The following is a 21,657-nucleotide window of genomic DNA, read 5'->3' as shown; positions in this document are numbered from 1 at the left end:
GCCCCTTTATTTTCCCTTTTTATTTCCGCTGATAGGTAGCGAAAGTATAGGGATACATATGCTTTTCATCCGCCGGATGGCTTTCGCGGAAAATCTCTTCCCATTCGGCGAAGTCGATGCGGGGGAAAAAGGTGTCGGCATCCTCGAAAGTGTGATGCACCCAGGTGATATACAATTTGTCGGCCTGCGGCAAGAGGGCGTTGTAGATCTGCCCGCCGCCAATGACAAACAGCTCTTCGTCGTTGCAGAAGCTAAACACCTCGTCGATCGACCGAGCCATCGTGCAATCGGCATAGGTCAATCCCTCCTGCGAGGAGATCACCACATTCACCCGGTTGGGCAAAGCCCCTTTGGGCAACGATTCGAAGGTCTTACGACCCATAACCACGGTATGTCCCGAGGTGAGATTCCGGAAATACTTCATATCATTGGGAAGACGCCAAAGCAAGTCTCCCTCTTTTCCTATGGCATAATTGTCGGCCACGGCAGCGACCAGCGAAATAGTACTCATGGTCAAAATGGATTAAACGGCAACCACCCCTTTGATATGCGGATGGGGATCGTAGCCTGTCAGGTTGAAATCTTCGTATGCAAAGTCGAATATGCTTTTTACCTCCGGGTTGATCTCCATGCGTGGCAACGGACGGAAGTCGCGGGATAATTGCAACTCTACCTGTTCGATGTGGTTGCTGTATATATGAGCATCGCCGAGCGTATGCACAAAATCGCCCGCCTTGAGCCCGGTCACCTGTGCCATCATCTGAAGCAGAAGAGCATAGGAGGCAATATTAAACGGAACCCCTAGGAAAATATCCGCGCTGCGCTGATAAAGTTGCAGGCTCAAACGCCCGTTAGCAACATAAAACTGAAAGAACGCATGGCAGGGAGGCAGGTTCATATTCTCCAGATCGGCCACATTCCAGGCGCTGACAATGATACGGCGCGAGTCGGGATTGTTTTTGATCGTATCTACCACTTCGGAGATCTGGTCGATATGCCCTCCTTTGTAGTCGGGCCAGGAACGCCACTGATAGCCGTAGATATGGCCCAGTTCGCCCTGTTCATCGGCCCATTCGTTCCAGATGCGCACGCCATGCTCCTGCAGGTAGCGGGCGTTGGTGTCGCCTTTCAGAAACCAGAGTAGTTCGTAGATGATCGACTTGAGATGAAGCTTTTTGGTGGTCAACAGCGGAAAGCCCTCTTCCATATTGAAGCGCATCTGATGACCGAAGACACTGATCGTGCCGGTACCTGTGCGATCGGTCTTTGTTACCCCTTCGGAGAGCACGCGTTCGAGTAGTTCGTGATATTGTTTCATGCGATTGGAATCTATTTTAGTGTCACAAATGTACAAAACCCAATCGGATAAATCAACCATCGGTCAAACGAACGGAATTTTACTTATATTTGCTTCCAAATTTTAAACTTATTAATTATTAACGAAAAGTCAGATGAAAAAGATTTGCTTGTTATTATTGTCCGTGTGTGTACTGGCGTCATGCGGTGAAAAAGAAGAAAAAGCCACTTTGTCAGGGCTTATGAAATCGGATTTTGTCTCCACCGTAGAGGGAAAAGAGACTCAACTCTATGTGTTAACGAACAAGAATGGTGCGGAAGCATGTATCACCAATTTCGGTGGTTGCCTGGTGTCATTGATGGTGCCCGATCGTGATGGCGCGATGACCGACGTGGTATTGGGACGTAACACGGTGCAGGATTATGTAAACACAAACGGTAACTTCGGTGCAACTATCGGTCGTTATGGTAACCGTATCAAGAGCGGTACGTTTGTGCTTGATGAGCAAACGTATGAACTGACCAAAAACGATAGCGGCAATACGCTTCACGGTGGTCCGAAAGGATATCATCGGGTAGTATGGGATGCTAAACAGATTGACAATCAGACGTTGGAGTTGACCTATCTGTCGGTTGACGGCGAGATGGGCTTCCCCGGCAATCTGCAGGTGAAGGTGGTTTATACACTGACCGACGATAACGCGATCGATTTGGCTTACACCGCTACGACCGACAAACCGACCATTGTGAACCTCACCAACCACTCTTACTTCAACCTTTCCGGTAAGCTGGATACCAAGATCTTGGATCAGTCATTGATGATTAACGCAGATCGTTATACGCCCGTTGATGGCACCCTGATTCCTACTGGCGAATTGGCACCGGTGGAAGATACTCCAATGGATTTCCGTACGATGCAGCCAATCGGCGACCGTATCGGACAGGATTTCGAACAGCTGATCTTAGGTAATGGCTACGACCACAACTGGGTATTGAACACGGCTGGTGACATCAATCAGGTGGCTTGTAAAGCCTATTCGGCTGCAAGCGGCATTACGCTGGAAGTGTATACCGACGAACCGGGCGTACAGTTCTATGCAGGTAACTTCATGACAGGTCGTGAAAAAGGAAAACATGGCGTGACCTATCCGCACCGCGGCGCTTTCTGTCTGGAAACACAACATTATCCCGACAGCCCTAACCAGCCGGAGTTCCCATCAACGGTGCTTCGTCCGGGTGAAACCTATACCAGCCATTGTATCTATAAGTTTGGTGTAGAATAATTAACCATTACATTTTGTATAAAACCGCCCGGTCTTTTTCACCCGACACATAGGGGTATAGGCATCGTGGCAAAAGATAATAGTCTGCCTTTCTCGGACGGCCTCGTCCAGAAGGCGGACTTTTTCGTAATAGGAGGTCAACGGATGGGTATCGTAAGCCGATATCCATTTGGGCGAAAGGCTGGCGGCAATCGGAATCACATCGCCGACAAACACCAATGTTTCTTCATCCATTTGTATGTAAGGCACGATCTGTCCCGGCGTATGTCCGTCGTATAGCTTCAGACGAACCGAGGGGTGTATCGCTGTCTCTTCGTCGATCAGGCGGAGCAAGCCGGCATCGGCCACCGGTTGTATGTTCTCGGTGAAATAAGAATCTTCCTCGAGTGGGGTAGGGTGGAGGCAGTTATCCCACTGCTTTTGACTTACCCAGTGGGTGGCGTTGGGGAAGGTCGGAATGATCTTGTCAGAGCCTTCCACCCGACGGGTCGTGTATCCGCAATGGTCGAAATGCAGGTGGGTCAGTATGACATCGGTCACCGCTTCGAGGCGGATGCCTCGCTTCAACAATTCCTCTTCCAGGTCTACACAATCGAAAAAGCAATAATGGCGCAAGGCGTCGGGCTGTTTGGTGCCTGCTCCGTTGTCGATCAATAGGACGCGTCCGTCGTCGGTCTCGATCAACAGAGTCCGGGTAGCCAATACGCATATATTGCTTTTACTCGACGGATAGCGCCTTCGCCAGGCAGTTTTGGGAATAGGTCCGAACATAGCCCCGCCATCGGCATAAAAATACCCGGTATCGATAATCGTATATTTCATATGTTTTTTTGCTGTCAAACTTAGATAAAATCTGCCAAACTTTCCCCTATCCGCTCTATCGACCCCGGAAAAAAAGTACCTTTGCGGATATCTTGCCGCTTACTTTATCGGGTGGCAGTCTTAACGTGTAGGTGATATGAAGCGAGTTATCAAGTATTTTCTCCTGGGGGTATTGATCATCATAGGATTGTTGTTTTTCGGTCTGACGGGACTCTATTTTTCGGCGGATATGAAACAGCCGGAGATCACGGCCTCCGATCTGCCGGATTATGAGTTGCATATATCCGACAGCCTCTCCTTGTATGGACCGCACCAATTGCGCTTAGACAAAAGCGGCCTTTGGGAGCTCTATGTGGAAGGCGACGCATTGGAGCGGGGAGCCGCTTCGGGCAAACTGTTGGAGGATCTGCTCTATTATCAGGAGAAGGTATTTGTCGACCAGATCCGGGAGATGATTCCTTCGGATAGTTACCTGAAATTCCTGCGTTTCCTTTTGATTGTGTTCAACCGCAACCTGGGAGAATATATCCCCGAAGAGTTTCGCCGGGAGATTTACGGCATCTCTCTTTCCTGTACCCATGAATATGATATGATCGGGACGCCCTACGAGCGACAGCTCAATTACCATGCGGCACACGATATCGGTCATGCCATGCAGGATTATATGCTGGTGGGGTGCAGCTCGTTTGGCGTGTGGGGCGCAGCCAGCGCGGACTCGACCCTGTTGATCGGACGGAATTTCGATTTCTATATGGGTGATGACTTTGCCCGCCATAAGATGGTCTCGTTCTATCGTCCGACGGAGGGCTATGCCTTTGCGGCGGTTGGCTGGCCAGGCATGACCGGAGTATTGTCGGGTATGAACACGACGGGACTGACGGTCACCATCAATGCCGCCAAATCGACCATGCCCACCTCCGCAGCCATCCCTATCTCGCTATTGGCGCGGGAGATCCTGCAATATGCCTCGACCATCGAAGAGGCCTATGCGATTGCGGAAAAACGAAAAACCTTTGTGTCCGAATCGTTATTGATCGGTTCTGCCCGTGAGGGGAAGGCGGCTATTATCGAGAAGTCGCCCGATCGGATCGGATTGTTCCACACGGAAGGAGAATCGATTATCTGTACCAACCATTATCAATCGGAGACCTTCCGCGACGACGAGCGCAACCGGGAGAATCTGGCCACCTCGGACAGCCCTTACCGTTATGCCCGTTTGCAGGAATTGTTACAGGAGAAAAGCCCTGTCGACCCAACGGATGCCGCCGATATGTTGCGCGACCGGTGGGGAGCAGGAGGCAAAGAGATTGGCTTGGCCAACGAAAAGGCGATCAATCAGTTTATCGCCCATCACTCGGTGGTGTTTCAGCCGGAGAAGCTATTGATGTGGGTGTCGACCACGCCCTGGCAATCGGGGGAATATGTGGCGTATGACCTGAATGAGATATTCGGCGCATCAGGCAAAGAGGCCGTTGCGCCCATCGACTCCCTGGCGATTGCCGCCGATCCCTTCCTATCCTCTCCGGATTACAATCACCTATTAACCTACCGGGAGACGGTGAAAGCGATCCGAAAGCAGATGAAAACGGCTCAGGAACTCCATCAAGAGCTTGTTGACCAACTCTTGCAATCGAATCCGGAAATGTATTATGCCTGGGAGCTGGCGGGCGATTATTATGCCGCCTTCGGGGAAAAGGAGGAGGCCGTTCGCCACTGGCAACAAGCCTTGACGAAAGAGATCGCCAAGCAGGGAGAAAGGGAATCCATCGAAAAACGAATTGAAAAAATAAAATAAACCGTATGCAAAAACAAGGTGATATCCAGTTTAAATCTCCGGAAGAAATCAAACGATATCAGGAGATGCGTCTGGCGGAGGAGTTGATTTACCTGAACGCACATTCCTCTTTCTACCGGCAGATGTTCCGCGAGGAGAAAATCGACCTCGCCCGTATCCGCACGATAGAGGATCTGCAACACCTGCCGGTGACAACCAAAACAGATTTACAACTGCGCAATCAAGATTTTATATGTGTCGACAAGCGGGAGGTGATCGATTATGTCACCACTTCCGGCACCTTGGGCGACCCGGTCACCTTTGTTCTTACCTCGGGCGATCTCGATCGGTTGTCGTATAACGAATACCTCTCTTTCACGACGGCAGGATGCGGCGCGGAGGATATTATGCAACTGATGACCACGCTCGACCGGCGTTTTATGGCGGGCCTAGCCTATTATATGGGAGCCCGTGAGATGGGCGGCGGTGTGGTGCGCGTAGGCAATGGTATTCCGGAATTGCAATGGGACACGATCCGCCGGATCCAGCCGACCTTTTGCATGGTGGTTCCCTCTTTTTTGATCAAACTGATCGAATATGCGGAGGAACATGGGATCGACTACAACGCCTCTTCCATCCGGAAAGCGATCTGCATAGGAGAAGCCTTGCGTAATCCCGACTTCAGTCTCAACACCCTCGGGCAACGCATCCATGACAAATGGCATGTACCTTCCCTGCAATCGACATACGCCTCAACAGAGATGCAGTCTTCCTTTACCGAATGTGAAGCCTGCCGGGGAGGCCATCTCCAGCCGGAATTGATCATTGTGGAGTTTCTCGACGACGACAACCGTCCGGTAGCAGAGGGAGAACCCGGCGAGGTGACCATCACAACATTGGGCGTGCGGGGTATGCCGCTACTGCGTTTTAAGACAGGTGATATCTGTTACCATTACAACGAGCCTTGCTCCTGCGGACGTAATACGACACGCTTGAGCTCTGTATTGGGACGCAAGGGGCAAATGATCAAATACAAAGGCACGACGCTCTATCCGCCCGCGCTCTATGATATCCTGGACAATATCTCGGGCGTAAAGAATTATGTGGTGGAGGTCTATACTAACGACCTGGGTACCGACGATATCCTGATCCGCGTCGGGAGCGAGATTCAGACGGAAGGCTTTGCCAAACAAATCAAAGACCTGTTCCGTTCGAAGGTGCGGGTGGCGCCTACCATTCAATTTGCTTCGCCGGATTACATTGCCAAAATTCAAATGCCCCAGATGAGCCGGAAGGCAATTAAATTTGTAGATTTGCGTTAAGTGAAATACATAAAAAAGAATTGATTATGAAAAAAGTATGTTTATTAGTTGTTGTAATGCTTTGCGCCCTCTCTATGCAGGCGCAACAGGTAGAGTTGAAAGAGATAAAGGAGTTGACATTCTTTGGTGTGGATTTTTCGATCGCTCAGGTGTTTGGCGCGGCGGAAACGGCCGATCAGTTCGAGCAGGCGTTTGAAGGCATCAACGGATTATTCCTTTCGGAACCCAAGAAGTATTCTCCTACGCAGGCTTTTCCGAAGGTGGACATCACGGAGAGCTACCGGATGGTGAATAGTTTGAACCTGGAACGGGTGTATGAAACCCTGAAACGCGACGATAATGAGTATGAACTGACGGACGAGATGATTGCCGAGCAGGTGGCCTCTTACGATACGGGTGATTATACCGAAGGTTATGGAGCCATTCTGATTGCCGGATTGATGAATAAGCCACAGAATATGGCGACCTACCATAAGGTGGTGTTCGACCTGGAAACGAAAGAGGTGATCTCGAACAAGCGTATTACCACCAAAGCCGGCGGGTTCGGCTTGCGCAACTATTGGGCAGGCTCGGTGGCTAAGGCTTTGAAAAGTAAATAAAGGAAGGCTATTTTCTGAAAATATAGATGGTGTTGGAGGTATATCGGTCGTTGGCCTTCTCCTCCACATACATATTGTTTTGAGCAGCGGTGCGCATGATCCGCTCACGGTCTAAGAAGCAAAGCTCGTTTTCTGTTTTATTGAAACCAAAGAGGCGGGTCGACAACACTTCGGTGAACCGGGTCACGCCATGCTGTTTTTCTTTGGAGGCATCGCCATCGCGCACAACGATCATACCGCCGGGAAGGAGTTTCTCTGCACACCGGGCAAGGATCGTTTCCTGAGCCGCATAGTCCATATAATGAAGCACGTCGTTCAACACGAACACATCGCTTGGCGGCAGATCGTATTGCTGCGCGTTGGCACAGACAAAACGGATGCGTTCGTTGCGCGAGAACGAATGATTTGCCAGGGCGATCTTGTCTTCGTCGTAGTCGATTCCGGTGATATCCCTCTCTTCGGAAAGCATCATCAACATATAATCCAACGGGCCATATCCGCAACCTATATCCGTAATCCTGGCCTTGCGCGGGATGAGTTCGTGGAAGTAGGCGTAGTTATGTTCCATCTTCACCTTGATGCGGATATACCATTCCTCCACCGGCCCTTTAAACAGGTAGTTGGTGATCAGCTTCTGGTAGAAGTAAGGATTGGAAGGAACGGCGTATTCCTCTTCGATCTCCGCGTAACGCCGACGGAAAAGCGAGCAGAAGGCCTTCGCCTGCTCCTGATAGGTTGCTCCCATACGCTGGTCGCCATACGGTATGCGCGGCATAATCTCTGTGTATAATATTCCCCGCTTGACGTAGAAAGGCTGCCCTTTCGAGATCACCATGCCGGTGCCGTATAAGAGAACCGGAAGCAGATCTAACTTTAGCTGTTCGGCCAGGTAGAATGCCCCTTTATGGAAACGGCGTATCCGCCCATCTTCCGAGCGGGTGCCTTCGGGGAAGACCACCACGGAGTAGCCCTTATCGACCTTCTTTTGCAGATGAGCCACCAGTGCTTCATAGCCCTCCCGGGTAGAGACGAAGTCGGCAAAGCGCACAATGCGCCCGAACACCGGTGAGTTCCATACCCAGTTGTTTGTCACCATCACCAGCTTGGGTGTGAGTGCAAGTAATAACAGTATATCGATAAATGATTGGTGGTTGGCAATGATAACGGCCGGCTTTTGGAATGTTTCATCGTTTCTACTCACCGTGATGCGTTTGGCTACCCATCCCATCTTCAAGAGTCCGCGTACCATACAGGTGATGCTTCGATTAAACCAGTCCTTCTTTTTGTCGATCTTCATCGGCAAGATGATCAGGATAGAGGCAAAGCCAATCACCAACGAGCAACCGATCACAAAGGCATTGAAGAACCAAAAGGTAACCAACAGGCTCGACAGTGTATAGGGATAATGCCCTTTGGCCGCCGGGCGGGCAATGAAAAAGCGGAATAGGATAGGCAATATGGTATAAGAGACCAGGACGACCGACGTCATGCCCAGGATGGAAATCAACGAAATAGACTGCAATGCCGGATGCTTGGCAAGGACAAGAACCCCCATCCCTACCACGGCGGTAAACGAAGAAAAGAAGATGGCGGTCTTGTGGGAGGTGAGCAGTTTCTTGCCCGTGCGGTATTCCTGCTGCAATCCATCCATAATGAAGATACTGAAGTCGTCGCCCAAGCCGAAGATAAAGGTAGCCAGGATGATATTCACAATATTGAATTGTATGCCCGCTACCGCCATAATGCCCAGAATGATCACCCAACTGATGGCCATCGGGGCAAAGGTCATCAGGGTTAGTTCGATCCGTCCGTAAGCCACCAAGAGGGCAAAGAAAACAAGGAACGAACAGATGTACAGGATCAGGTTAAAGTCCAGGTGAATCGCCGAGACCCATTTGTTGGCAAAGTAGCCGCGGTCGAAGATCACCACGTCCTCTTTTTCCATCAGACGGGCGTAGACCTCCTCTTTCTCCCCGTCGGTCAGGCGAACCTGCGTGATATACATCGAGAGGGAGTCGGCACGGGTAGACCATTCATCGAAGATATCGGGCGCATGGGGATCGGTGGTAAAGTCGGAGACCCTGTATTCCTTCTCCAACAGGGCAAAGAAAGCATCAAAAGCATCGGCTTTGAAGCGGTACTTCACCGCTGCCTCCCGGATCGATTCCTCCGTCTGCCGACGCCGTTCCGGTGTCCAGAAATGGTTCCATTTCTCTATTCTTTCTTGCTGTAAAGAGGGTGGGATCAATATGTTCTCTATCGAAGCATATTCCTGAATCTTCCCTTCTATCAGGAAAGAGGCCAGCTCCCGGTTGGTCTCCGCATAGGTTTGCAATCCCTCTTCCGCCGTTTCCCCTACTGAAACAAAAAGAGTTGTTTTGTTATCTGCCTGAAAAAGTTCGTTCAATCGGTTCTCGGCAGCGACCAGTTGCGACGGTTCGTAGCCCAGATTGCGCATATTGTCGTCGAAGCCAACCCGCGTCGAAAGGAAAAGACAAACGACAAAAACCACAACGATACCGATCACCAGCGGTTTGTTCTTCTCGAACGGATAGCTGTTTATTTTTTCAATCAACCGCAATACATGCCCCGACTCCTTGCCGGCCTCCTGGATGCGCAACAAATGGGGCAGGAAGACGAGACAGAACAGGGTTGTTCCGATCAGGGAAAGGGCGGAGAAAAGCCCGAAATCGCGCAATAATTCCGAAGTGGTAAACAGCAATCCCAGGAAAGCCCCCACCGTCGTGAAGCTCCCAACCGTAAGTGGATAGGCCAGTTCGCTGATGAGCTGCCGGATAGAGGTCACATGATTGAAATGGGAGAGCACATGGATCGAATAGCTGAGCGCCACCCCGAAAACCGCCGCCCCGGCTCCGATCGCGATAGCCGATACCGATCCTTTGATCAACCAGATCAATGCCAGCGAGAAAGCCGCGCCATAGATCACCGGAAGAATAATCAGGAATACAGCCGATCGGCTCTTGAAAACCAACAGGATAAACCCGATGATAATGATCAGTGCTATGCTCAGGGTCAGGGTAGTGTCGCGTTTTATTTGTCGGGCATTGTAGACTCCGACCGATGGCCCGCCCACATAATTGATCGAGATCTCCGGATAATCTTGCTTAACCGCAGCAATCTCCTCTTCGATCAATTCTACTAACAGGTCATTTTTCCCGGTATTTCCCGTCGAGTGACGTGGTGTGAGGAAGAAGATATGTGTCGACATATCCGATGAGAAGATATGATTGTCGTAGATCGCGTAGTTGGCTGTCATCTGCATATCGCGCAACGCTTCGAACGCCGATGTGCCTAATCCCAACGGATCGCGTGGCAGGATCTCTTTTAATCCACTACCTGCAGGCGACAGGAGATTGCGCATATTGGCCTCTATCTTTTGATCGATCGCTTCTTGTGTGCATAAGGAGTCCATCCGCTCAAAGAGTTCATCGTTCAGGAATAGAGGCAAGCGTTCGTAGATAAAATCGGTCATTTGTCCAACCATATCGCTCCCTACTTCGCCCATAATATACTGAATGTATTCATCGCCCCCCTTTTGCATAAGCGATCTTCGCAAGGTGTTGCCGGCAGCCACCAATCGTCCGGGTGTTTCTCCGGTTGCCTCCCCTCCGGCGGAGAGCATAAAGACAATCTTATCCTTTACCTTCAGGTTGTTGAAGACCACTTCGCTGTTGTGTGCCTCCTCGGTATCCGGAAAGAAGCGGGTAACATCTTCTTCAAACCGCACCTGCGCGGCAAACCAAACCATTAGGAGAAAGCTGCCCACCATCAGGGTGTAACACAACGCCCGGTGTCTATGCAGAAAATCATATATGGCGAGAAACAGTTTATTCATCGAACCGACTGTTGAGGTTTACGAAACAGGGAGAGCAGTAACAGGCAGGCCAGCCCGGCAATCAATCCACAGAGAACGGCAAACACCATGCTGCCTGCCAGGTATTGAACAAGCGAATCTTTGATCGTTTCAAACGTCACTTCGTGCAACGAAAGCGATATCGGACGACCCAACACCAGTCCGCCTGTTGCATAACTGCCGAACAAGATAAACGGAATCATAGGCGGTATGCTGATATTGGATGCCACCAGCGTGATCACCTTATTGAGCCCCATCAAATGAGCCAATAGGGCTGCTACCACCATCTGATAGCCCCAGATAGGCACGATGCCCATAAAGACGCCAAACATAACCGCCAGGGAGACGCGCAGATTAGACTCGCCCGACTGGGTGATATGTTTTTCTATAAACCGACGTATATTCTCTTTGGTCAGGGCGCGCACGAAACGCCAGGGCCAGTACCAGAGTAGGGCAATGAGTACCAATACCGTATTGAGGATACTGATTCGCGTGAAGTCGCGCAAAGGCCGAAAATGGCTCACCCGCTCCTCTTCGGGTGGATAATAGACCCGGATCGGAATATTCATCACCCGGACATTGTGCCATACGGCCTGCACCAACACCTCGACTTCAAACTCATATTTAGAGGTAAAAAGGCGTATGCCTTTCAACTTCTGCAACGGGTAAAGACGGAACCCCGACTGGGTATCGTCCATCCGAATGCCGGTTTCGATGCGGAACCAGAAGTTGGAAAAACGGTTGGCAAACGTATTCTTGCCCGGCATATTCTCCGAGGTAAGGTTGCGGGCACCGACAATCAGGCTGTCGGGATATTCCCGAGCCGCTTCCAGAAACAGGGGAATATCGTCGGCATAATGCTGTCCGTCGGAATCCAGGGTGATGGCATAGCGATAGCCTTTTTCGGTAGCAGCTTTCAGTCCCGTCAACAGGGCATGCCCTTTCCCTTTGTTCCGGGCATAGCTGATCAGTTCTATCTCCGGAAAATCAGCCAACACATCGAGGGTATGATCCGTGGAACCATCATTGACCACCATCACCGGAAGTCCATGGCGCATCACATCCGTCAATACTTGCCCCACTGTTGTCGCGTTGTTGTATGTTGGAATTAGAACTACGATCTTCTCCATCTTTTTATTCCTCTTCAGTATCCCCGCGGGATAGCGCATAATCGTTTGAAGAAACAAAGATAACACCCCCGAGCGAATTAGCCCACCCGAAGGCGAAAAAATGAGTCTTTTGAATGGGTAAGCTTTCGGAATTTTATCGGTTTGATCATGCGCATGAGCTACTATGGGTTATTTTACGATCAAAAAATATCCGAATTAGATTATTACCATTATATTTGTGTCATCAAGTTTACAGAGGATGCAACAACAGGAAACTACTAAATACATTGACGTTGAAGACATCTTAGAAAAGAAAGCGCCGAAGTTGGCGTCAAAAGTTCCGCGCTTTCTGGTGAATTACCTCAAACGTATTGTCCATCAGGACGAGGTCAATCATGTCATATCCAAATACCATGACAAAGATGGAGTGGATTTTATGATCGAATTGATCGACTATTTCGATCTGCATTTTGATTTGGTAGGCGAAGAGAATATTCCCGCGGAAGGACGATGTATCTTTGCTTCCAACCACCCGTTAGGCGGTATGGACGGTATTTGTCTGTCTGCCCTGTTGGGTGAACGTTACGGAGGCGCTATCCGCTATCCGGTGAACGATCTCTTATATTTCATTCCCAACCTGCGATCTATCTTTGTGCCGGTGAACAAACACGGCAAGCAATCCAAAGAGACGGCAAAGATGACAGAGGAGGCCTATGCGTCCGATAATCAGATCATCACATTCCCGGCAGGGCTTTGCTCCCGTAAGATCAAAGGGCAGATAGTCGATCTGGATTGGAAGAAGTCCTTTATTCAAAAAGCAGTTGAATACCAACGAGACATTGTACCGGTTTATTTCTCCGGGCGGAACTCCAATTTCTTTTATAACCTGGCTAAGATACGCACTTCGCTCGGCATAAAGGTGAATATAGAGATGCTTTATCTTTCGGATGAGTTGTTTCGAAGCAAACATTCGCGCTATACCGTTTATTTCGGTAAGCCGATCCCCTGGCAAACTTTCGATAATAGTAAGAAGCCGGTCGAATGGGCTGCCTGGGTGAAAGAGCTCTCATACCGATTGAAAAAATAGAACACACACATACACACACGATACTGAACTATAATGATGCAAGAAGTTATTAAACCTATTGACCGTGACATCTTAAAAGCGGAGCTGACGAAAGAGAAAATGCTCCGTACGACGAATAAGTCTCAGAATGAGATTTATATTGTTACGGCTTTCGACTCGCCCAATGTGATGCGAGAAATAGGACGTTTGAGGGAAATTGCTTTCCGGGAGTATGGCGGAGGTACCGGAAATGAAGTCGACATCGACGAATTTGATACCATGGAAGATGCCTATCGCCAACTGATCGTATGGAGTCCGGAAGACGAGCAGATCATGGGCGGATACCGCTTCCTTTGCGGAAGTGATGTGCGCTTTGACGCGGAAGGAAAACCACTATTGGCAACGGCTCACCTGTTTCATTTTTCGGATGAGTTTGTCAAGGATTATCTGCCCTACACGGTTGAACTGGGACGTTCCTTTGTGACGCTGGAATATCAGGCAACACGCGAAGGATCCAAGAAGGGACTCTTTATCCTCGATAATCTCTGGGACGGACTGGGAGCGCTCTCAGTGGTCGATCCGACACTGAAGTATTATTTCGGCAAGGTAACGATGTATAATACATACGATACGGAGTCGCGCAATATGATACTTTATTTCCTGGGCTTGCATTTCCCGGATCCGGAACGGTTGATTACACCGGTTTCGCCGCTTCAGACGGAGACCGACATCAACAAGATGAAAGAGCTGTTTCATCATGATAATTTCAAAGACAATTATAAGATACTGAATCAGGAGGTGCGTAAGCGTGGCATTAATGTCCCGCCATTGGTCAATGCCTATATGAGCCTTTCGCCTAAGATGCGTGTGTTCGGTACGGCCGTCAACCACGAATTTGGGGAGGTAGAGGAGACCGGTATTCTGATTGCCATCGATGAGATCCTGGAGGATAAAAAGAAACGCCATGTGGAATCTTATCTGGAGGAGGAATACAAGTCGACGGAATTGATCCGCAAGATATAAGAGGTACACGCGCGGATTCCTGTGTTCGGGTCGTAACAGCCAAACTCGAATGAAATGATTGCCGCAATACATATACAGGCGCTGCTTAGTACAATCGTTTTTCTATTGTACTGTATCACCGTGTTGGGACTCGTATTGGTGGTCATTGCCGAGAACCGCAACCCGTTGAAGACCATCTCCTGGGTGATCGTGCTCCTGCTGACCCCGGGCGTTGGGCTTATTTTCTATTTCTTCTTCGGGCAGGACAACCGGAAGCAGAAGATCATCTCCCGGCGCACCTATAAGCGCATTATGAAGGGAGCGACACGTGGGAAGCTGCCGCAAACGATCAACTATACCGTTCCCGACGAATACCTGCCGCTCTCCAACCTGTTGTATCAGAACAATCAGTCGGTCCCCCTCTACGGAACAGATATCAAAGTCTACACCAACGGGAAGGATAAGTTCAACGATCTGTTGGATGAGATAGAGCGTGCCCAACACCATATTCACCTTCAATACTATATATTCTGTGACGACGAGATCGGAAACAGGGTAAAAGCCGCTTTGATGAAGAAGGCCGGCGAAGGGGTTAAGGTGCGTATTATGTACGATGATGTGGGTAGCTGGAACGTGAAATCGCGCTTTTTCAAAGAGATGGAGGCAGTCGGGATCGAGGTGTATTCTTTCCTGAAAGTGGTTTTCCCTATCTTCACCAGCAAGGTGAACTACCGAAATCACCGGAAGATCGTAGTGATCGACGGTAAGGTGGGCTTTATGGGCGGGATGAATATTGCCGATCGCTACTGGAAAGGCACCTCCTGGGGTACCTGGCGCGATTCGCACTTCCGTTTTACTGGTAAGGGGGCGCAGGGCTTGCAGTCGATCTTCCTGATCGATTGGTATGTAGTCAGCAAGCAGCTATTGCGCGACAAGAGCTATTACCCGCCGGTGGAGATCCACAATAAGAACATCATGCAGATAGCCACCTCCGGTCCGACCGGGCAATGGCGGACGCTTCTGCAGGCAACGATCTACCTGATTGCCAATGCCAAGAAGTATGTCTACATTCAAACACCCTATTTCCTGCCGACCGAAGGATTGAATCAGGCGTTACAGATTGCTGCCCTAGGGGGAGTCGATGTGCGGATCATGATACCCCGGCGTTCCGATACGCGAACAGCCAATATGGCCAGCCACTCCTACCTGGACGAGATGGTGAAAGCGGGGGTGAAGGTCTATTTCTATAAACCGGGATTCTTGCATGCTAAACTGATTGTGGTCGACGACAAGGTGTCGGCTATCGGCTCCGCGAACATGGATTTCCGCAGCTTTGAGCATAATTTCGAGATCAATGCCTATGTCTATGATGAGGCCTTTGCCCGGGAAATGCACACCATATTCCGGTACGATATGCAACAGAGCGAACACATCCTGCCGACACGTTGGCTGAAACGCCCCGTCGGTACCCGCCTGGCTGAGTCGTTTATGCGGCTGTTCTCACCGCTTTTGTAATTGAAAGTTGAAAGTTGAAAGTTGAAAATTATGTAAGACAAATCATTTTCAACTTTCAACTTTCAACTTTCAATTTATTAAAACTCCGACGTGAAATGGAATTTAATATCCGGGAAGTCCTGCTGCGCCATGGTTAATACGTAGGAGGAGTCCGCCAGATAGACGTCGCGTCCCTCTTTGTCGCGCGCCATATACTGCATTTTGCGCTTCTTGAAATTCTCGAGCATGACGGCGTTGTCGCTCTCGATCCAGCAGGCTTTGTAGAGGCTGATTGGTTCCCATTTACACTGCGCGCCGTATTCATGTAACAAGCGATACTGGATTACCTCGAATTGAAGCTGACCGACGGTACCGATAATCTTGCGGTTGTTGAATTGGTTGACAAACAACTGGGCAACCCCTTCGTCCATCAATTGCTCGATCCCTTTGGCCAATTGTTTTGCCTTCATCGGGTCGGCATTCTCGATATACTTGAACATCTCGGGTGAGAAACTGGGCAATCCTTTGAAATGCAGCTCTTCGCCGGAGGTAAGCGTGTCGCCGATCTTGAAGTTTCCGGTATCGGGCAAGCCGATAATATCGCCGGCAAAGGCTTCGTCGACCGTCTCTTTTTTCTGTGCCATAAAGGCAGTCGGGCTACTGAAGCGCATGCCTTTGTTGAAACGTACGTGTTTGTAGTTGGCATTGCGTTCGAAACGTCCCGAGCAGATCTTTACAAAAGCGATACAAGAGCGGTGATTCGGGTCCATATTGGCATGGATCTTGAATACAAAACCGGTGAAATTGTCTTCATACGGATTGACAACGCGCTCGATGGCCTGCACGGGGCGGGGCGATGGAGCAATGCGAATGAAGCAATCCAACAACTCTCTTACACCAAAATTATGCAGTGCCGAGCCGAAGAATACCGGGGCAATGTCGCCTTTGAGGTAGGTCTCCACATCGAATTCGGGATATACCCCCTCGATCAGTTCGATATCGGCACGCAGTTTCTCCGCCAACGAGCTATCGATATGCTTCTCCAGTTCGGGACTGTTGATGTCTTTGAACTCAACACTTTCCGTTACATATTGCTTGCTGGGGGTGTAGAGGTCGAGCTTTTGTTCGAATATATTATAAACCCCTTTGAAACGTTGCCCCATATCGATGGGCCAGCTCAGCGGGCGTACGTTGATCTTCAGCTCCTCTTCAATCTCATCCAAGAGATCGAACGGGTCTTTCCCGTCGCGGTCCATTTTGTTGACAAACACGATCACGGGCGTTTTGCGCATACGACAAACCTCCATCAGTTTGCGGGTTTGCGCTTCTACCCCTTTGGCTACGTCGACAACGATGATTACACTATCGACCGCCGTCAGCGTGCGGAAGGTGTCTTCTGCGAAATCCTGGTGACCGGGTGTGTCGAGAATGTTGATTTTATGGTCTTCGTAGTCGAATGCCATCACGGAGGTGGCTACCGAGATACCACGTTGTTTCTCGATCTCCATCCAGTCGGAGGTGGCGGTTTTCTTGATCTTGTTCGACTTAACAGCGCCCGCCACATGGATCGCTCCCCCGAAGAGCAGCAGTTTCTCTGTCAATGTTGTCTTCCCCGCGTCGGGGTGGCTGATGATGGCGAAGGTTCTTCGCTTGTCTATTTCTTTGGAATATTGAGACATGGTACACTTCTAAGACTCTCTTCCCAATGGGGAATGGTCAGATTATAGGTTGTTTTTATTTTTGCTTTATTGAGAACACTGTAGAGCGGACGCTGCGCTTTTGTCGGATAGTCCTTGGTCTCCACCGGCATAACCTTACAGGGCAAAGCGGCCAGTTCCATGATCTTCCGCGCGAAGTCGTACCAGCTACAAACCCCTTCATTGGAAAAATGATAGATGCCCGCCTCCCAGGCGCCTTTCTCCCAGCGCATTAGGATCGCGATCAGGGCATAGGCCAGGTCGCCGGCGTAGGTCGGTGTCCCGATCTGATCGTACACCACGCTGAGTTCTTCCTTCTCTTTGCCCAGGCGAAGCATGGTGTTCAGGAAGTTATTGCCGAACTCGCTGTATAGCCAGGAGGTTCTGACGATCACCGCGTCGGCCATGGCCTCTTGCAATATCACCTCACCTGCCAGTTTGGTGCGTCCGTAGGTCGACAGGGGGCGTGTCGCGTCGGTCTCCACGTAAGGGCGGTGGTTGCTGCCGTCGAACACGTAATCGGTGGATACATGTATCACATGGCAACGGAAAGCGCCGGCTACTTCCGCCAGGTTGCGCATGGCCTCGGCATTGATCAGGTAAGCCATTTTTGTGTCTTCTTCCGCCTGCTCTACATTGGTGTAGGCCGCCAGGTTCAGGATACACTGGATACGGTTGGAGCGTACAAAGGCGAATAGGGCCTCTTTGTTGGTGATGTCCAACGTGTCCATGTCCGTAAAATAGAAATCCAATGCCGGATAGTTGCCTGTTCTGGCTTGTAATGCCTTGCCCAGTTGCCCGTTCGCTCCTGTTACTAATATCTGTTTCATACTTTATTCCTCTTCTAATTGCAGCTCGCCGCTTTTTTCATCCCGGTATTTCGAGGCCAAGATCGCCAGAAAGGTGCTGATCTGTTTGACAGCCTCTGTTGTTTGCTCTGTTGTTTGTTCGCCTTTCATCCGCAATAATAGGTAGCCATAGACAGCCGTAAAGCAGGTCTCTATCTCGGGCATCTCTTCGCCGCCCGACTTGGCGCGCAACTGCACGATGTGGGGAAGCGTTTTGTAATAGACCGATTGATAGGTCATTTCCCGCGGAGACTTCATCAGCCGCATATGCAAATCCGTTAATTCCAGGATTATATTCTTGTTCAGTTGGATATGTCCCGTCTCCTTGACGCCTTCGATGCGCATCATATCCGCCAATTCTTCGTACCAGCGGGCTATCTCTTGGCGTATCTCCTCGGGCTGGTCGTATTTGGAGATAATCATCTGTCGTATGCGATCCGTGTCGAAATCGCAGGCGCGTATCAGATCTTCTACCTGCCACATATACAACAGGTATTCCGCAATATTCTCTTTTCTCTTTTGATGTGCAATGATCATTTCCGCAGGGATAAGCTATATTCAGACATGGCCTGGTAGAAATCAGCCTCTTTAATGCCCAGTTGGCGGCAGGCTAAACGGGCAGCATTCAGGTTATACAGGAAATAATCATCCGGCAGAAACACCGGGAAGTCGCCATGACGCGTAGTCAGCGTGCCGGTTTCTTTGTCGTAGGCCTGTTGGTCGTATGGCATCGAGGTGATATCTTCCCGTACGTTGGATGCCATTTCTTTGAGTACGCGATCCTGTTCAAAGAAAATCAGCTTGCCTTCTCTTTCAATGGAGGTGACGAAATTCTTATAGGTCTGCAGATACTCTTCCAGTGACTGATGATCTTTCTCTTCCGACCACATCAGGTTGGTGACGATCGCGATATGCGGACGGTAAAACTCCAGGTGGAACTGTTTTCCCAGGGAGGATGTCACGCCTTCGTCGCCTTCGATCAGGGCAATACGCTCCTCTTCGATCAGGGATACTCTGTTATTCAACAGATCGATACCGCTTGTCAAGACATAATCGAAGCGCTGTTTATATTTCTTCAAGACATAGACCATCATCGCCAACACCGCGCTTTTGCCACGGTCGCCGGCAACGACTACCCTTGTTTTTGATTTGGTATGATCGAATACAAATTCAGGAACCGATTGAGTCAGTAATCCTAACTCCTTTGCCCGGATCAGTTCCGGATTATCGAGGGTGACGGTTGCTCCTAATATGATGATTTGAATATCTTTAGTCAGTTTTTCAGGAAACCATCCGTCTCCATGACAAGTACATCCTGCTTCATGCAGCTTGGCGATGGTCTCTTCTGTCAATCCATTTCCGGAAACACTTACCTCATACCCTTCATCCTTATGTATCGCTAATGCCAGATCATAAATCACAGGCTCGGTTACGGATATTAAATGTACTTTACGCATTGATTCAAATTTGATGCAAAAATAAGCTATTTTGCCTTTGTTTGTATCATATCGCTGGTCAAAAATCAATCCGTCACACCGGGCGGCGCGATTGAGAATCGAATCGCTATTGTTTATGGTTATCTTGTTGCGGACTTTTTGTGTTGAAACGTAAAAACACAAGTGTAAGCAAACAGGGGTGTTTTTTAGTTAAAATAGGATGTGTTTGCTTACACTTCAAATGTTAACAAATGTTTACCCGCGGGACTAATTTTAAAAACCCCTACGTTTTTGAAAAAATAGCCGGTCGGTTTTGACAAAATGATATTTTGAGTAAGTCGAAAAATGGGGCTGTTTTGTTCTATATATAAATAGGTATAGGTCGGTAGAATCCTATGCGGGTTTGAATTTTTAGGTGTGGGAAGATAGAATGCCACTAAAGTCCGCAAGGACTTATAGTTGGATAACCTCGAGCCAGCCAAAGGCGCAGCTCGAGGTGGGTAGTGGCAGAGGAACGAGCTCCGTAGGGGCTCAACGGTTGACCTCCTTGCGGAGCTCGTTGTATAGATATAGTGTCTACCCCGAGCTTCGCCTTAGCGGCTTGCATCGGGGTTATCCAGCTATAAGTCCTTCCGGACTTGTTGGGCGTGACTCGTAGCGCCTTCGACACAATATATATAGTCAAACACGATGGTATCTGTTTGGCTTGTGCAAAAAAACGACCAGATTGGATCTAAAAGATGGTGACTGGGGTGAATCGCGCCTGCGGCGTGTCTCTCTCGCTCATTTGCTTCTATCGCCTGGCATGGGTGTGTTAAATAATACTAACAATTCTGAATAAAGATAATTTACCATGTATTTATGAAGCTGAAAATAACTACCTTTGCCCCGTTTTAGCGCTGAAAATATCGCGTTTATTAGGTATAACTCATTGGTTATACGGGAATAATGCGTATCTTTGCAGCCCTGAAAAACAGGAAAGAATTAATTTAGAGATCAAATATTTAAAGTTTAAAAGAAGAAAGAAATGCCTACAATTCAACAATTAGTTAGAAAAGGAAGGGAATCTTTGGTAGAAAAGGGAAAGTCGCCTGCACTGGACGCATGTCCTCAGAGACGTGGTGTTTGCGTGCGTGTTTACACGACAACTCCGAAAAAACCAAACTCTGCCATGCGTAAGGTAGCCAGAGTACGTTTGACAAATGGTAAAGAGGTGAACTCTTACATCCCGGGCGAAGGACACAACTTGCAGGAACACTCCATCGTATTGGTACGTGGTGGTCGTGTAAAAGACCTTCCGGGGGTACGTTATCACATCGTACGTGGTACATTGGATACAGCAGGAGTTAACGGTCGTACGCAACGTCGTTCCAAATATGGAGCTAAGCGTCCGAAAGCGGCTAAGAAGTAATTCATCCCCTTCAAACTGAGATTTAGAAAATTAGTAATTAAAGCAGTTTGAGTATTTGGACATGATAGGTTGAGTAAACGGTTCGGAGGAACTTGTTGAAGACTGAACAACCAAAGACAAGAACAAAATTTTTGAGAAAAAAATGAGAAAAACAAAACCAAAGAAAAGACAGATCCTCCCGGATCCGGTCTTCGGTGATGTAAAGGTGACGAGATTCGTTAACCATTTGATGTATGATGGAAAGAAGAGCATTTCTTTCACCATCTTTTATTCCGCTTTGGAAACTGTGAAGGCTAAGTTGCCTAATGAAGAAAAATCTCCCCTTGAGATTTGGAAAGCCGCTCTCGACAATATCACTCCTCAAGTCGAAGTAAAGTCACGCCGTGTAGGTGGTGCCACTTTCCAGGTTCCTACAGAGATCCGTCCTGATCGTAAAGAGTCCGTTTCAATGAAAAATATGATCCTGTACGCTCGTAAGCGTGGAGGAAAGACCATGGCTGATAAATTGGCCGCGGAGATTGTCGACGCGTTCAACAACCAGGGTGGTGCGTTCAAACGTAAAGAAGATATGCACCGTATGGCAGAGGCAAACCGTGCTTTTGCTCATTTCAGATTTTAATTTTT

Annotated in this window: 18 protein-coding genes; 9 read left to right on the top strand and 9 right to left on the bottom strand. The window is 49.2% G+C overall.

Going from position 1 to position 21,657, the window contains the following annotated elements:
* Positions 1-19: 19 nt before the first annotated feature.
* The gene (locus M2134_RS02680) at positions 20-511 is read right to left on the bottom strand and encodes a dihydrofolate reductase (RefSeq protein WP_280750266.1); all 492 of its coding nucleotides are present in this window, start codon (positions 509-511) and stop codon (positions 20-22) included.
* Positions 512-523: 12 nt separating this feature from the next.
* On the bottom strand, positions 524-1,318 hold the full coding sequence (locus M2134_RS02675; protein WP_280750267.1) for a thymidylate synthase: 795 nt from the start codon (positions 1,316-1,318) through the stop codon (positions 524-526).
* Positions 1,319-1,451: 133 nt separating this feature from the next.
* On the opposite strand from M2134_RS02675, the gene M2134_RS02670 reads away from it, so the two are divergent.
* Positions 1,452-2,579: an aldose epimerase family protein gene (locus tag M2134_RS02670; protein ID WP_280750268.1), complete on the top strand. Its 1,128-nt coding sequence runs from the start codon at positions 1,452-1,454 to the stop codon at positions 2,577-2,579.
* Here M2134_RS02670 and M2134_RS02665 read toward each other — a convergent pair whose 3' ends face one another.
* Positions 2,580-3,401, bottom strand: coding sequence for an MBL fold metallo-hydrolase (locus M2134_RS02665; protein ID WP_280750269.1), 822 nt, complete (start codon positions 3,399-3,401; stop codon positions 2,580-2,582). It lies immediately after the preceding gene.
* 136 nt (positions 3,402-3,537) lie between these two features.
* Between M2134_RS02665 and M2134_RS02660 the strand changes: the two genes are divergently transcribed.
* From M2134_RS02660 to M2134_RS02650, 3 genes are read left to right on the top strand one after another with little or no spacing between them, the layout of a single operon-like run.
* Positions 3,538-5,196: a C45 family peptidase gene (locus tag M2134_RS02660; RefSeq protein ID WP_280750270.1), complete on the top strand. Its 1,659-nt coding sequence runs from the start codon at positions 3,538-3,540 to the stop codon at positions 5,194-5,196.
* Positions 5,197-5,201: 5 nt separating this feature from the next.
* A complete protein-coding gene (locus tag M2134_RS02655; RefSeq protein ID WP_280750271.1) occupies positions 5,202-6,497 on the top strand; it encodes an AMP-binding protein in 1,296 nt (431 codons plus the stop codon).
* A gap of 26 nt (positions 6,498-6,523) precedes the next feature.
* On the top strand, positions 6,524-7,096 hold the full coding sequence (locus tag M2134_RS02650; protein ID WP_280750272.1) for a hypothetical protein: 573 nt from the start codon (positions 6,524-6,526) through the stop codon (positions 7,094-7,096).
* Positions 7,097-7,103: 7 nt separating this feature from the next.
* Here the strand turns inward: M2134_RS02650 and M2134_RS02645 are convergent, their stop codons facing one another.
* Positions 7,104-10,952: a trifunctional MMPL family transporter/lysophospholipid acyltransferase/class I SAM-dependent methyltransferase gene (locus M2134_RS02645; protein WP_280750273.1), complete on the bottom strand. Its 3,849-nt coding sequence runs from the start codon at positions 10,950-10,952 to the stop codon at positions 7,104-7,106.
* A complete protein-coding gene (locus M2134_RS02640) occupies positions 10,949-12,100 on the bottom strand; it encodes a DUF2062 domain-containing protein (RefSeq protein ID WP_280750274.1) in 1,152 nt (383 codons plus the stop codon). Before M2134_RS02640 ends, M2134_RS02645 begins: the two co-directional genes overlap by 4 nt.
* 238 nt (positions 12,101-12,338) lie before the next feature.
* Here M2134_RS02640 and M2134_RS02635 point away from each other — a divergent pair, with 238 nt between their 5' ends.
* From M2134_RS02635 to cls, 3 genes are read left to right on the top strand one after another with little or no spacing between them, the layout of a single operon-like run.
* Entirely contained in the window at positions 12,339-13,166 is an 828-nt protein-coding gene (locus tag M2134_RS02635) for a 1-acyl-sn-glycerol-3-phosphate acyltransferase (RefSeq protein ID WP_280750275.1), read from the top strand.
* 36 nt (positions 13,167-13,202) lie between these two features.
* Positions 13,203-14,168: a GNAT family N-acetyltransferase gene (locus M2134_RS02630; RefSeq protein ID WP_280750402.1), complete on the top strand. Its 966-nt coding sequence runs from the start codon at positions 13,203-13,205 to the stop codon at positions 14,166-14,168.
* A gap of 54 nt (positions 14,169-14,222) precedes the next feature.
* The gene (gene cls / locus M2134_RS02625; RefSeq protein ID WP_280750276.1) at positions 14,223-15,662 is read left to right on the top strand and encodes a cardiolipin synthase; all 1,440 of its coding nucleotides are present in this window, start codon (positions 14,223-14,225) and stop codon (positions 15,660-15,662) included.
* Positions 15,663-15,739: 77 nt separating this feature from the next.
* Here cls and M2134_RS02620 read toward each other — a convergent pair whose 3' ends face one another.
* Genes M2134_RS02620 through M2134_RS02605 form a run of 4 tightly spaced genes read right to left on the bottom strand, consistent with a single transcriptional unit; the run spans position 15,740 to position 19,643 of the window.
* Positions 15,740-17,320 carry a peptide chain release factor 3 gene (locus M2134_RS02620; RefSeq protein WP_280750277.1) on the bottom strand — a complete coding sequence of 527 codons (1,581 nt, stop codon included), beginning with the start codon at positions 17,318-17,320 and terminating at the stop codon, positions 15,740-15,742.
* A complete protein-coding gene (rfbD, locus tag M2134_RS02615) occupies positions 17,296-18,168 on the bottom strand; it encodes a dTDP-4-dehydrorhamnose reductase (RefSeq protein WP_280750278.1) in 873 nt (290 codons plus the stop codon). The genes M2134_RS02620 and rfbD overlap by 25 nt, the downstream gene beginning before the upstream one ends.
* Positions 18,169-18,171: 3 nt before the next feature.
* Positions 18,172-18,723 (bottom strand): DUF4924 family protein, encoded by a 552-nt coding sequence (locus M2134_RS02610; protein ID WP_280750279.1) that lies wholly within the window; start codon positions 18,721-18,723, stop codon positions 18,172-18,174.
* Positions 18,720-19,643 carry a Mur ligase family protein gene (locus M2134_RS02605; RefSeq protein WP_280750280.1) on the bottom strand — a complete coding sequence of 308 codons (924 nt, stop codon included), beginning with the start codon at positions 19,641-19,643 and terminating at the stop codon, positions 18,720-18,722. Before M2134_RS02605 ends, M2134_RS02610 begins: the two co-directional genes overlap by 4 nt.
* Before the next feature lie 1,006 nt (positions 19,644-20,649).
* On the opposite strand from M2134_RS02605, the gene rpsL reads away from it, so the two are divergent.
* Together rpsL and rpsG are read left to right on the top strand one after the other, a co-directional pair.
* A complete protein-coding gene (rpsL, locus tag M2134_RS02600; RefSeq protein ID WP_280750281.1) occupies positions 20,650-21,033 on the top strand; it encodes a 30S ribosomal protein S12 in 384 nt (127 codons plus the stop codon).
* 142 nt (positions 21,034-21,175) lie between these two features.
* The gene (rpsG, locus tag M2134_RS02595; RefSeq protein ID WP_280750282.1) at positions 21,176-21,652 is read left to right on the top strand and encodes a 30S ribosomal protein S7; all 477 of its coding nucleotides are present in this window, start codon (positions 21,176-21,178) and stop codon (positions 21,650-21,652) included.
* Positions 21,653-21,657 lie beyond the last annotated feature (5 nt).

It is taken from the genome of Parabacteroides sp. PM6-13 (assembly GCF_029892605.1).
Classification (GTDB): domain Bacteria; phylum Bacteroidota; class Bacteroidia; order Bacteroidales; family Tannerellaceae; genus QVMG01.
This window is presented reverse-complemented; position numbering and strand designations above follow the sequence as displayed.